We start from the raw sequence: 12,633 nt of genomic DNA, 5'->3' as shown, positions 1-12,633 counted from the left end.
CCCCGTTCACGTCAGTAGCCGTACGGCGACCGAGTGTGGCACACCGCACCGACAGTTACGGGCCTTTCCGCTCGGTGTGACGAAGGCCCCGCGGTTTTCCCCACCCGGCCGGGTGGCCAGCCGGGTGTTTCGGCAGCTCAGCGGCTCCTAGCGTGATCTTCATGAGCATCTCCGACTGGAAACGAGCGATCTACGCGCTCCTCGCATTCCCGGCATACCTGGGTGGCCCCGCGGTGCGACGGCGGCTCTCGCGGCGCTGCCTGAACGCCGAGCCGCGAGGTGGCGCGCTGCCCGCGAGCGCGGTGTCCTTCGTGGTGGCGTTGCTGGTCTGGTACCTAGTCGGGCGCGTCGCCACCTACGGGATCTTCTGGGCGTCGGACCCGACCGCGGCGAACTCCTGGGGCGGGCCCTCGCTCGCCGGGGCGTGGATCGTGCACTTCTTCTGCGCGCTCGGCATGGTCGTGGTGTGCATGTGGCTGCTGCGGCCGCTGACACGGCGGCAGGTGCGGACCCCTGACCAGGTCGATCCGCTCCACGTTCAGTGACCGGTGCGGTATCGTCCGTGAACGTCAGGGGGAGGTCGAACCGCGAGGGGAGCGCAGTTCGGTGGGGTTGTTCGGCGACATGCTCGACGCTGCCAAGCACGTCGGGTCGGAGATCGCGCACGCCGTCCAGTCGGGGTCCGACGGGCTCGGCAAGGTACTGACCGGCGCCGGTGTCGGCCTGCTCGCGGGCGGGCTGCCCGGCGCGGTCGTGGGGGCGTACGTCGGGTCGCAGACCGGCACCGGAGCGGACAACCCGCAGGCCGCGGGCATGTCACCGGGGCAGCTGGTCAAGGCCGTGATGTCCGGGCCCGGCACGGAGTCGCTCCAGAAGGTGCACCAGGCGGGCGTGGACCAGTCGACGTACCAGCGTGAGCTCGAGCAGGGCACGCGCGAGCTCACGTCCGGCCTCGAGTCCGCGTGGACCGGCAGCTCGGCCGACGCGGCCCGGGAACGCCTCCAGCCGCCGACGGGTCCGCGACCTCCGCGTCCACGACTCTGGACCGCAACTCCACGCTGTCGCAGACGCAGATCGACCAGTTCCACCAGCTGAAGAACTCGCTGCACCCGGACGTCACCGACCAGCCGCCGACGCGCAGCGCCTGGGACGTCGCGACGCCGTGGGACACCGACACCGAAGACAAGATCAACCAGTTCAACCGGAAGGCCCAGGAGAACGTCGAGCGGTACACGGCGTACTCGCACCAGTCCAGCTCGAACACCGCGGGCCGGACGATCGACTACGGCCAGCTCCGCGAGTACACCGGCGGCGACTTCACGGTGAACGACCCGAAGAAGCCGGTCGTGCCGCCCGGCAGGCGGCCGCGGGTCGACGGTGGCGGTGACGACGACCGGCCGATCGGCGCGCAGGTGCAGCCGCCGCCGGCGGTCCACCCGCCGAACGTCCAGCAGCCGCCGCCTCCACCCCCGCCTCCGCCGGGCCAGGTCACGCCGCACGTGTCGCCGCCGGGCGTGGACGACAGCGTCCGGGCGCAGGGTTACGTGCCGCCGTCGACGCAGTTCCCGCCGGGTTATCAGCCGCCGGGGACCGGACCGGGCGGCGGTTTCGGCCCGGGCTCCGGCGTGGGCGGCTTCGGGCCCGGGTTCGGTCCCGGAGGTGGCTTCGGCCCAGGCGGTGGTGGTTTCGGGCCAGGCTCGTCGTCTGGCGGTGGATCCGGTGTCCGCGGTCCCGGCGCGTCCACCGGCGCGTCGGTTCCGGGCGAAGGACGTCCGGGCGCGCCCGGCGGCATGCGCGGCGGCGCGGCGGGCAAGCCGGGCTCCCCGGGCATGGGCGGCATGGGCCACGGCGCCAAGGGCGGCAAGTCCGAGGACGAAGAGCACCAGCGCGCGTCGTACCTGGTGGAAGCCGACCCGGAGAGCGTCTTCGGCGGGTCGGACGAGCGGACCGTGCCGCCGGTGATCGGGCTGTGATCTTCCTGCCCAAGGCCGCTTTGCTCACCGCGTGGGAGTGGGAGCGGCACGGCCCACCCCCCGCGGTCCTCGGCAGCGACAACCTCTGGCTCGGCGACGAAACCCGCAAGCGGCTCGAGGAAAAGGTTCTCGACGTCCTCACGTCACTCCGGCTCGCGGCGGGCGGCACGTTGACGCGTGAGTTCCGCGACGTCCTGCGGGTGCTGGCGAAGGGCACCCACCAGTTCACGGCCTGGCTCGGCGACATCAACGCGGACGAGTCGGGCGCGGTGCTCGTCGCCACGACCGGCCGGAACGCGCTCCGCCTGATCCGCAAGGACGACTCGATCCGGATCGACGTCGTGGAGCCGTCGTACCTGGCGGAGTCGATGGTCGACGTCCTGCCGCCGGTCCCGCCCGCCCGGATTTCGCCGGTGGCGATCCCGGAGTCGCGGTTTTCGGCCCGGGAGGACTCGTACGACCTCAGCGACCCGACCGACGACCGCGCCCCCGACCCGCTGGTCTGGGCGCGACGGCTGATGGCGGCGAAGCGCACGGGCCTGCACCAGTGTTACGCGGTGAACCGGGGAGTCCGGAGCGCGCCGATCACAGTGGTGGACGTCGCCGGCGCCGGGCGGGTGCTGACGTACGTGTATCCCGGGCGGGAGCGGATGGTCAGTTTCCAGCCGGGGACCCGGAGTGCGCTGACCGAAGTGCTGTACGCGACGCTGAACGGGTTAGGGGGAGGACGATGACGAGCTCGATGTTCGGCGGCCTGGGATTCTGGGCGACGGACCTGCCCAGTGGCGCGTCGCGGCCGGCTGGCGGGCAGGGATTCGCGATGAGCAGTGAAGAGATGCGCGCGATGCTCAAGAAGGCGACGGATCTGCGGATTTCGATTCAGCAGCAGCGCGACGCCGCGCAGGTGCTGTCGCAGGCGACGCCGCCGGCGCAGGAGCCGGCCAGCACCAGTGCCGTCCTCGGTCCGAACGGCGTCAACGAGACCGGTCGCTTCTACCAGGGCCATCTCGACTACCAGTACAACTATCTGTCCGAGTTGATCACACGTCTGCAGAAGGCGCTCGGCATGGTCGTGGCGGCCGACCGGCAAGCGGCAGACGACACGAACGGGACCCTCGAATGACAAAGCGATCCACGATGGGCATGGCCGCGATCATGGCCGGCGGCTTGCTGATCTCCGCGTGCGGCGGCACCCCCCAGGCACCGGCGACCACCACAACCGCACCTTCGAGCACGGCATCCGCCGGCAGCGACGTGCCCGCGGTGGCGAGTCCCCTTCCGGCGACGGCACTCGACGGCAGTCCTTGCGACAGCGCGCTCACCGGCAGCCAGCTGACCCACTTCCTCGGGCAGCCGACCCCGGCCAAGCCAACGGACACCGAGCTCGGCCCGCTCTGTCAGTGGAGCAGCGCTTCCGGATCGGGAGCGGGCATCTCCGTCGCCTACCAGACGAAATCAGATCAGGGAATCGGCCTGGCCTACCAGAACGTGCAGCCCAAAGCCGCACGCTGGCAGCCGCTCGAAGCGGTCCAGGGATTTCCGGCCGTCGCCTACACGAACACCGACAACAAGCGCTCTTGTGTCGTCGTCGTCGGTGTGTCCGACAAGCTGGCGTTCTCGATGGCGTTGACGCTCGGCGACAAGTCCGCGGCCCAAGGCAAGGACTGCTTCGACGCCGCTCCCGAGGTCGCCGACACCGTGTTGACCAACCTCAAGGCGAGGGCCTGAGCTGCGCCTTTCCGTGACCACCCGGGGCCGCGTTAATGCAAGACTTGTCGTAGTAAGCGCCTAGACTGTTCGGATGAGCCACCCCACTCGGAGGGGTCGCGCGCGAGCGGCTACCGAACAGGACATCCGGCGGACCGCCCGGAAGCTGCTCGTCGAGCAGGGGCCGGAGGCGGTCACCCTGCGTGCCATCGCGCGGGAGCTGGGGATCACCGCGCCCGCGCTCTACCGGTACTACGAATCGCGGGACGATCTTGTCGGGAACCTGCGGCTGGACGTCTGCGCGGATCTGGCGGACGAGCTCGCCGAGGACATCGCCGAGCTGCCGGACGACGGGATCTTGCAGCTCTTCGCCATCTGCAAGGGTTTCCGGCGCTGGGCGCTCACCCACACGAAGGAGTTCACGCTCGTCTTCGCGTCGCCGACCGGCGGTGTCGGGTCCGCTGCCGGCTCCGCGCTGAGCCGGGTCGACGAGCCGTTCGGGCGGATCTTCCTGGCCGCCGCCGGGCGGGTGCTCGCGCGCACCGACGTCGTCCTGCCCTCGGCCAGCGGGGTGCCCGACGAGCTGCGCGACGACCTCAAGACGTTCCAGGAGTCGCTGGTCGCCGTGCTCGTCGAGTCCGACCAGGACGTGCCGGTGGAGAAGATCGACCTCGGCGTGACGTACCTGATGATCCAGTTCTGGGCCCGGCTCTACGGGCACGTCACGCTCGAGGTCTTCGGCAACTACCCCATCCCGATGTCCAAGCCGGACGTCCTCTTCGAGTCCATGCTCATCGACCTGGCGCGCGAGATCGGGCTCTACTCCGGTTAGGCCGCGTGGCCGCCGTCGACCGAAAGAGTCGCGGCCGTGACGTAGGCGCTGCTCGGCGCGGCCAGGTAGGACACCGCCGAGGCGACTTCCGACGGCTTTCCGTAGCGGTCGAACGGGATGAACGCCCGCTGGTCGGCCGCGTACGGGCCGTCCGCCGGGTTCATGTCCGTGTCGGTCGGGCCGGGGTGGACGAGGTTGACCGTGATGCCGCGCGGCCCCAGCTCCCGCGCCAGCGCCTTGGTCAGGCCGACCATCGCCGCCTTGCTCGTCGCGTACAGCGCCATGCCCGGGCCGGGCACCCGGTCGGTCACGCAGCTGCCGATCGTGATCACGCGGCCGCCCTCGCCCAGGTGGGCGGCCGCGGCCTGGGTCGCCGCGAAGACGCCGCGGACGTTCACCGCGAGCACGCGGTCGACGTCTTCGAGCGCAGTCTCGGCGAAGGCGCCCACAAAGCCGACGCCCGCGTTGTTCACCAGCACGTCCAGCCGGCCGAACTCGGCGACGGTCGCCGAGACCGCCGCCGACACCGCGGCGGCGTCCGCCGAGTCCGCCTGGATCGCCAGCGCGCGCCGGCCGAGGTGCTTGATCTGCTCGACCACCTCGGCCGCCAGGACGCCGTTGTGCTGGTAGGTCAGCGCGACGTCGGCGCCGTCCTCGGCGAGCCGCAGTGCCGTGGCCGCGCCGATGCCGCGGCTGCCGCCCGTCACCAGTGCCACCTTGCCGTCGAGGGTCATCCCCGGTTCTCCTTCGATCGAGCCTTTTTGTTGACTGCTCAATCAAATCGAGAACGGGGAAGAAACACCGGCGGCTTTCCGACAGCGCGCTACGCCGGCTTTCGGGTCCGAATCGCGAAGCGGTTCGATAGCAGGCCGCCCGCTTCTCGAGCAACGGTTTGCCACGCCGATCACGGCTGGACAAGGAGCAACTCTTGAACACTCAGGTGTTGCAACGACCTCCTCGAAACCGCCCATCCGCCGAACATCCCCTGCCGCTCTCGAGCAGGGTCCCGGCAAAGTCGGGGCGAACGTGACCGGCGAGCCGCTGCGATGTCGTGAATGACTCATTCACCTCGTCAGAGGTCATGAATGAGTCATTCACGACCTTCCCGGGCCGCTACCGCGACCTCCGGCGTGGTGTACCTGGCCATCCGCGCTACGAGCTGACCGGCGAATCCGCCGAGCATCCCCCGCCGCTCCCAGGGGGGCGTCCCCGGTTCCAGTCTATCGGCGGGCCGCGGCGGCCGGCCTGAAATGGGGCTCTGGGCCGGCACTTGTCCACAACTGGCTGAGGGTGTGCACAACTCCGGCATCGCCCGATTTTCGGGGTTTCGCCGCGGGACTCGGCGGCCGCCCAGCCAATGGGCGGCCGCCGTCGGCGCTACAGGACGATGTTGACCAGCTTGCCCGGCACCACGATCACCTTGCGCGGGCTCCCGTCGCCGATCAGCGCCGAGACCTTCTCGTCCGCCAGCGCCGCCGCCTGGACGTCGTCCGACGACGCGGAAGCCGCCACCGTCACGCGGGAGCGGACCTTGCCGTTGACCTGGATCGGGTACTCGACCGTGTCCTCCACCAGGTACTTCTCGTCCACCACCGGGAACGGGCCCTGCACCAGGGAATCCGCGTGGCCCAGCCGGTGCCACAGCTCCTCCGCCAGGTGCGGGGCCAGCGGCGCCAGCATCAGCACCAGCGGCTCGGCCAGCTCACGCGGGGTCGACGCGGCCGCGCCGTACACCTTGGTGACGTGGTTGTTCAGCTCGATCAGCTTCGCGCCGGCCGTGTTGAACCGCATCTCCGCGTAGTCCTCGCGGACGCCGGCGACCGTGCGGTGCAGCACCTTCCGGTCCGCCTCCGAAGCGTCCTCAGTGGACACTCGCAGCTCGCCCGACGCCTCGTCGACGACCAGGCGCCACAGCCGCTGCAGGAACCGGTGCGCGCCCACGACGTCCTTCGTCGCCCAGGGACGCGACATCGCCAGCGGGCCCATCGCCATCTCGTAGAACCGGAACGTGTCGGCGCCGTAGTTCTCGGCCATCTCGTCCGGCGTGACGACGTTCTTCAGGCTCTTGCCCATCTTGCCGTACTCCTGGGTGACTTCCTCGTCGTTGAAGAAGTACTTCCCGCCGCGCTCCTCGACCTGCTCGGCCGGGACGTAGACACCGCGCGAGTCGGTGTACGCGTACGCCTCGATGTAGCCCTGGTTGAACAGCTTCCGGTACGGCTCCTTGGACGTCACGTGGCCCAGGTCGAACAGGACCTTGTGCCAGAACCGCGAATACAGCAGGTGCAGCACGGCGTGCTCGACACCGCCGACGTACAGGTCGACACCGCCGGTGTCGTCCGCGCCGTGTTCGCCGGGCCGCGGGCCCATCCAGTACTGCTCGTTTTCCGGCGCGCAGAACGTTTCGCTGTTCGTCGGGTCCAGGTACCGCAGCTGGTACCAGCAGGAGCCCGCCCAGTTCGGCATCGTGTTGATGTCACGGCGGTAGGTCTTCGGGCCGTCACCCAGGTCCAGCTCGACCTCGACCCAGTCGGTCGCGCGGGCCAGCGGGGACGACGGCATCGAGTCGCGGTCCTCCGGGTCGAACGTCACCGGCGAGTAGTCGGCGACCTCGGGCAGCTCGATCGGCAGCATCGACTCGGGCACGGCGTGGACTTCGCCGTCTTCGTCGTAGACCACCGGGAACGGCTCGCCCCAGTAGCGCTGGCGCGAAAACAGCCAGTCGCGCAGCTTGAACTGCACGGTGCCGACGCCGGTGCCGTCTTCGGCCAGCTTCTCGATGATCGTCTTCTTGGCCTCGGCGACGTCCATGCCGTCCAGGAAGCCCGAGTTGATCGCCGGCCCGTCGCCGGTGAACGCCTTGCCGTCGAAGCCTTCCGACGGCTGCACGGTCCGGATGATCTCCAGCCCGAACTTCTCGGCGAACTCCCAGTCGCGGACGTCCTGGCCGGGCACGGCCATGATCGCGCCGGTGCCGTACCCCATCAGCACGTAGTCGGCGACGAAGATCGGGATCTCCTTGCCGTTCACCGGGTTCGTCGCGTACGCGCCGGTGAAGACGCCGGTCTTCTCCTTGTTCTCCTGCCGGTCCAGCTCGGACTTCCGCGACGCCGCGACGCGGTAGTCCTTGATGGCCTCGGCGGGCGTCGCCGCACCACCGGTCCACCGGGAATCGACGTCGGCCGACCACGCGGGCGTGGTCAGCTCGTCCACCAGCGGATGTTCCGGCGCCAGCACCATGTACGTCGCGCCGAACAGCGTGTCCGGCCGGGTCGTGAAGACCTCGATGCCGTGGTCACCCGACTTGAACGTGACGCGGGCGCCGTGCGAGCGGCCGATCCAGTTCCGCTGCATGGACTTGACCTTCTCGGGCCAGTCCAGCAGGTCCAGGTCGTCGACCAGGCGATCGGCGTACGCGGTGATCCGCATCATCCACTGGCGCAGGTTGCGGCGGAAGACGGGGAAGTTGCCGCGCTCGCTGCGGCCCTCGGAGGTCACCTCTTCGTTCGACAGCACCGTGCCCAGGCCCGGGCACCAGTTGACCGGCGCCTCGGAGATGTAGACCAGGCGGTGGTCGTCGATGACCGTCTTGCGCTCGGCGGCGCTCAGCGACGCCCAGTCCTTGTTTCCGGGCACCGCACGCGAGCCGTCGGCGAACGCGGCCTCCAGCTCGGCGATCGGGCGCGCCTTGCCCGCGTCGGTGTCGTACCAGGAGTTGAAGATCTGCAGGAAGATCCACTGCGTCCAGCGGTAGTAGTTCGGGTCGATCGTGGAGATGCGACGGCGTTCGTCGTGCCCCAGGCCCAGGCGCCGGATCTGGCGCAGGTACGTCTGGATGTTCTCCTCGGTCGTCTTGCGCGGGTGCTGCCCGGTCTGGACCGCGTACTGCTCGGCGGGCAGGCCGAACGCGTCGAAGCCCATCGTGTGCAGCACGTTGCGCCCGATCATCCGGTGGTACCGGGCGAAGACGTCGGTGCTGATGAAGCCCAGCGGGTGCCCGACGTGCAGGCCGGAGCCCGACGGGTACGGGAACATGTCCTGGACGAACAGCTTGTCGCTGGGCACCGGCTGCCCCTCGACCGCGAGCGGCCCGACCGGGTTCGGCGCGTGGAAGGTGCCCTGGTCAGCCCAGTGGTCCTGCCAGCGCTGCTCGATCTGGCCGGCCAGCGCGGCCGTGTAGCGGTGCGCCGGGACGTCGGTCCCAGTTGACTCGGTCATCGCCGTCTTCCTTCGCGTAGCGAGCTACTCCAGAAACAACTCGACCCCTCAGCCACCAGGGCATGAGGGGTCGCCGCGCCGGCCGGGCCGGACCCGGTCAGCGCGGCAGGCTAAGGAGCAGCCGAGCCGTGTTCATACCTTCATCGTAACTTGCTGGTCAAAGCCGTTCGGAGGGGACCGCCACTGCCGCGAACTGCGTGACCTGGGTCGGCGAGAAGTTGTTGTCGCTGACGATGACCAGGCTGCGCTCGCCGTTCGGCAGCTTCGGGCCCCAGGTCATGCCCTCGAGGTTGTCCACAGTGGACAGGCCGAGGTCGGCGGCGTCGAACAGCAGGCGCTTCTTGACCGGCTTGACGTGCTGGGCGTCGGCCAGGGACCTGACGTTCAGGATGTTCGTCGCGCCCTTGGTGTCGATCTCGTAGACGCGCACCTTGTTGCCGACGCCGGTGACGAACGAGCGTTCCATCATCAGGTACTTCGTCGGGTCGGCCTGGTCGACGGCCAGCATCGAGGAGACGCCGGTCGTGGCGAACGCGCCGGCAGGCACCGGTGACGCGAAAATCGGCTCCTGCTGGTAGGCGTACTGCGCCAGCACCGGGCCGTAGCGGCCCTGCAGCGTGATGCGCGAAATGCCGCCGGTGGTGCGGGTCGACTCCGGGCCGTCCTGCAGCAGCGGGCCCTCGACCTCGCTGGCCAGCAGCGCGCCGAACCCGGTGAAGGTGATGCCCTCGAGGACGAGGTTCTGGCGCGGGCCGGCCGTCGGCGTCATCTTCTCGTTCGCGGGGATCGGCAGGTCGCGGACGTATTTCCCGTCGCGGCGCGCCTCGCGGATCGACGGGTCGATCAACGTCGTCGCGGTGCGCTCGCCCTCCTGCGACCAGTAGTAGTCGCCGGTCCACGGGTCGACGCGCAGCTCTTCGGGGTCGATCGTCTGCTCGTTCTGCGGCTTCGTGGGGTCGTTCTGGGTGAGCGGCGGGTACGGCGTGCCGTCCGGGCGCAGGAACGGCTTCGTGCCGGTGAAGGTGACCGGGCCGACGCCCTTCGCGGACACCGGGAACGTCGCGGTGTAGAAGCGGGCGGGGTTGATCGCCGAGCGGTCGTCGCAGATCAGCGCGTACCCGCCGGTCCGCGGGTCGTAGTCGATGCTGGAGAGGCCGCCGACCGTCGTGCCCTGGAACTGCAGGGCGTTCGGGACGATCTGCTCGCCGAGCAGCCGGACGGGCCGCTGGTGACGCTCGGTGGCTTCCGCCGGCGCCGCGGCGAGAATTCCCCCGATCAGACCAAGGGCCAACACTGTGGGCAGTACACGTCGTGACATGGCCTGTAGCACAGTCGACCAGGGTATCCGGCAGGTTGCCGGGACGTCACGCTTATCCTTGATCGGTGTTCGCTATCGCGCTGGTTCCGGTCGTGCTGGGTCTGCTCGTCGGTTTTGGTGGGTTCCTCGGTTTCCGCGAGCGCTTGACGCGCGAAGGCGGCACCGGCGTGCGCACGCAGGCCGCGTTGCGCAGTGAAGAAGCGTTCAAGCTGGCCAACCGCGTCGCGGGGCTGCCGACCATGGCCGGCGGCGCGATCTCCGTGCTCACCGGGCTGGCCGGGCTCGCGATGCCGACGACCGCCGGGCTGGTTTCCGCCGCGGTCGCCGGGGTGCTGGCCATGCTCGTGCTGGTCATGGGCGGTGGGGTGCTCGGCAACCGGGCCGCGCTGACCGTGCCCGCGCCGGCTCCGGCGGCGCCCGCCGGCTGCAGCGGCTGCGCGTGCGGCGCCGGCGGCTGCGGGGTCTTCAAGAAGGAAGACGCCTAGTTCCGCTGCAGGTCACCCGGGTGGGTGGCCAGCAACGCGATCGGGACACCCTGGCGGCGCAGCACCTGGCTCCACAGGTCGCCGTTCGGCGAGGCCAGGATGTCGCTCGGCAGCGCGGGCACGATGACCCAGTCGTCCCGCTCGATCTCGCTCGCCAGCTGCCCCGAGTCCCAGCCCGCGTAGCCGGCGAAGACGCGTACGCCACGCACCTTCGGCACGAGCACTTCCGGATCGGTGTCCAGGTCGACCAGCGCGACCGGCCCGCGGACCGCGATGACACCCGGCACGCTCGCCGCCGTCTCGCCGGTGCGCAGCGCGGCCAGGCACAGCGCCGTCTTCTTCTCCACCGGCCCGCCGACGAACACCGCCTGCGGCTCGGCGACGTGCCCGCCCCAGTTCGGCAGCACGTCGTGCACGGCGACGTCACTCGGCCGGTTGAGGACCACGCCGAGCGTGCCCTCGTCGCGGTGGTCGATGACGAACACGACGGTCCGCCGGAAGTTGGGGTCGACCATCGTGGGGGCGGCGACCAGGAGCGTTCCCGGTTCAACCTCGGCGTCCGCTGGCACGCGACCCATGATCTCACTCCTGGCCCGGCGAATTACTTCGGCTCGGGAACAATCGCCCCACCCGCCTCGTTTGAAACACTGGTCGGCGCACTCCGTGTCCCCCGGGCTCACTGAAGAACCGCCTTTGTGGAATACCGTCCGGCTGGAGCCACACTGCGCATAGCCGCCGAGAGGCGACCTCAGTGCGTCGACCACCTACTCTTGGCCTGTGACGACCAGCGCCGGTGTGGCGACGCGAAAAGGCCCCCGGGAGCTGCTCAAGGACCCGGACTTCCGCCGTCTTCTCTTCACCCGCTTCGCGGCGAGCTGGGGAGACGGCGTCTTCCGCGCCGGTCTCGCCGGCGCCGTGCTGTTCAACCCCGAGCGTGCCGCCGACCCGCTCGCGATCGCCGGCGGGTTCGCCGCGCTGCTGCTGCCGTACTCGGTTGTCGGCCCCTTCGCCGGTGCGCTCCTCGATCGCTGGGACCGCCGGAAGGTCCTCATCTTCGCGAACCTCCTGCGCGGGCTCGCAATCGTTTGCGCCGCGGCCGCCGTCGGCTTCGGGTTCGGTGGCATCGGCCTGTTTTCGCTGGCCCTGGCCGCGGAGGGCATCAGCCGCTTCATCGGATCCGGGCTCTCGGCGTCGCTGCCACACGTGGTGGCGGAAGAGAGCGTCGTGACGGCGAACGCCTTCGCCACCACGCTCGGCTCGGTGGTCGCCGTCATCGGCGGCGGCTGCGCGATCGGCCTGCGCGCGCTTTTCGGCAGCAACGACGTCGGCTCGGCCGAGACGACGGCGTTCGCCGTGATCGGCACCCTGGTCTCGGCGTTCCTCGCGCGCGGTTTCGCGCGGGGCGTGCTCGGGCCCACGGTTGTCGACGAGCCGCCGAACCCCGTGCTGGCCGTCGCGCGCGGGCTGGCCGACGGCGCGAAGCACGCGTGGCGCGCGCCGAGCGTCACGGCCGGGTTCGTCGCGCTGTTCGCGCACCGGGCGTCGTTCGGAGTCTCGCTGCTGGTCACCGTGCTGCTGATGCGCAACTACTTCACCGACCACGGGCTGTTCCGCGCCGGCCTGCCCGGGCTCGGGCAGATGGCCGCGCTCGCCGGGGCCGGTCTGCTGCTGGCCGGGTTGCTGACCGCGCGGCTGATCCGGAAGTTCGGCCGGCTGCGCGCGGTGCTCGGTTCCCTGCTGCTCGCGGCGATCGCCCAGTCCGCGTTCGGCCTGCCGATGCTGCTGCCGCTCGCGCTGCTCGCGTCGTTCGTCATCACCGGGGCCGGGCAGGTGCTGAAGCTCTGTGTCGATTCGTCGATCCAGCTCGACGTCGCCGACGAAGCCCGCGGGCGGGTGTTCGCGCTGTACGACACGCTGTTCAACATCACGCAGGTGGCGGCGGTTTCGCTGGGCGCGCTGGTGGTGCCGGCCGACGGCCGCTCGCCGGGCCTGCTGATCGCCGCGACCGCCTGTTACCTCGTCGGCGGGGCCGGGTACCTGGTGGCCCGGCGTCGCACGATTCGCTGAGGCAAACCGCCGAACCGGTCACGGGCACTGCTC

Annotated in this window: 12 protein-coding genes; 8 read left to right on the top strand and 4 right to left on the bottom strand. The window is 70.1% G+C overall.

Features of this window, described 5'->3' with window-relative positions; genetic code table 11:
- Positions 1 to 161: 161 nt before the first annotated feature.
- The 6 genes from ACZ63E_RS01030 (at position 162) to ACZ63E_RS01005 (ending at position 4,512) form a co-directional block, all read left to right on the top strand.
- Positions 162 to 545: a hypothetical protein gene (locus ACZ63E_RS01030; RefSeq protein ID WP_465333325.1), complete on the top strand. Its 384-nt coding sequence runs from the start codon at positions 162 to 164 to the stop codon at positions 543 to 545.
- Positions 546 to 962: 417 nt separating this feature from the next.
- Complete coding sequence (locus tag ACZ63E_RS01025) at positions 963 to 1,973, top strand: hypothetical protein (protein WP_465333323.1); 1,011 nt, start codon at positions 963 to 965, stop codon at positions 1,971 to 1,973.
- Complete coding sequence (locus ACZ63E_RS01020) at positions 1,970 to 2,707, top strand: ESX secretion-associated protein EspG (RefSeq protein WP_465333322.1); 738 nt, start codon at positions 1,970 to 1,972, stop codon at positions 2,705 to 2,707. Before ACZ63E_RS01025 ends, ACZ63E_RS01020 begins: the two co-directional genes overlap by 4 nt.
- On the top strand, positions 2,704 to 3,096 hold the full coding sequence (locus ACZ63E_RS01015) for a hypothetical protein (RefSeq protein WP_465306573.1): 393 nt from the start codon (positions 2,704 to 2,706) through the stop codon (positions 3,094 to 3,096). Before ACZ63E_RS01020 ends, ACZ63E_RS01015 begins: the two co-directional genes overlap by 4 nt.
- Positions 3,093 to 3,701: a DUF3558 domain-containing protein gene (locus tag ACZ63E_RS01010; protein ID WP_465333320.1), complete on the top strand. Its 609-nt coding sequence runs from the start codon at positions 3,093 to 3,095 to the stop codon at positions 3,699 to 3,701. Before ACZ63E_RS01015 ends, ACZ63E_RS01010 begins: the two co-directional genes overlap by 4 nt.
- 73 nt (positions 3,702 to 3,774) lie before the next feature.
- Positions 3,775 to 4,512, top strand: a complete 738-nt coding sequence (locus tag ACZ63E_RS01005) for a TetR/AcrR family transcriptional regulator (RefSeq protein ID WP_465306569.1) — start codon at positions 3,775 to 3,777, stop codon at positions 4,510 to 4,512.
- Here ACZ63E_RS01005 and ACZ63E_RS01000 read toward each other — a convergent pair.
- The 3 genes from ACZ63E_RS01000 to ACZ63E_RS00990 all read right to left on the bottom strand — a co-directional run bounded on the left by ACZ63E_RS01000 (position 4,509) and on the right by ACZ63E_RS00990 (position 10,048).
- Complete coding sequence (locus ACZ63E_RS01000; protein WP_465333318.1) at positions 4,509 to 5,246, bottom strand: SDR family oxidoreductase; 738 nt, start codon at positions 5,244 to 5,246, stop codon at positions 4,509 to 4,511. The two genes, ACZ63E_RS01005 and ACZ63E_RS01000, sit on opposite strands and share 4 nt — an antisense overlap.
- Before the next feature lie 643 nt (positions 5,247 to 5,889).
- Positions 5,890 to 8,730 carry a leucine--tRNA ligase gene (leuS, locus tag ACZ63E_RS00995; RefSeq protein WP_465333316.1) on the bottom strand — a complete coding sequence of 947 codons (2,841 nt, stop codon included), beginning with the start codon at positions 8,728 to 8,730 and terminating at the stop codon, positions 5,890 to 5,892.
- A 157-nt stretch (positions 8,731 to 8,887) separates the two neighbouring features.
- Positions 8,888 to 10,048 carry an esterase-like activity of phytase family protein gene (locus ACZ63E_RS00990; RefSeq protein ID WP_465333314.1) on the bottom strand — a complete coding sequence of 387 codons (1,161 nt, stop codon included), beginning with the start codon at positions 10,046 to 10,048 and terminating at the stop codon, positions 8,888 to 8,890.
- Positions 10,049 to 10,113: 65 nt separating this feature from the next.
- On the opposite strand from ACZ63E_RS00990, the gene ACZ63E_RS00985 reads away from it, so the two are divergent.
- Positions 10,114 to 10,533, top strand: coding sequence for an SdpI family protein (locus tag ACZ63E_RS00985; RefSeq protein ID WP_465306561.1), 420 nt, complete (start codon positions 10,114 to 10,116; stop codon positions 10,531 to 10,533).
- Here the strand turns inward: ACZ63E_RS00985 and ACZ63E_RS00980 are convergent.
- Positions 10,530 to 11,111 carry a YqgE/AlgH family protein gene (locus ACZ63E_RS00980; RefSeq protein ID WP_465306559.1) on the bottom strand — a complete coding sequence of 194 codons (582 nt, stop codon included), beginning with the start codon at positions 11,109 to 11,111 and terminating at the stop codon, positions 10,530 to 10,532. The two genes, ACZ63E_RS00985 and ACZ63E_RS00980, sit on opposite strands and share 4 nt — an antisense overlap.
- 199 nt (positions 11,112 to 11,310) lie before the next feature.
- Between ACZ63E_RS00980 and ACZ63E_RS00975 the strand changes: the two genes are divergently transcribed.
- Positions 11,311 to 12,600 carry an MFS transporter gene (locus ACZ63E_RS00975; RefSeq protein ID WP_465333313.1) on the top strand — a complete coding sequence of 430 codons (1,290 nt, stop codon included), beginning with the start codon at positions 11,311 to 11,313 and terminating at the stop codon, positions 12,598 to 12,600.
- Positions 12,601 to 12,633 lie beyond the last annotated feature (33 nt).

It is taken from the genome of Amycolatopsis sp. NPDC104819 (assembly GCF_055583145.1).
The sequence above is the reverse complement of the archived record's forward strand: the minus strand, read 5'-3'. Positions and strand labels throughout refer to the sequence as shown.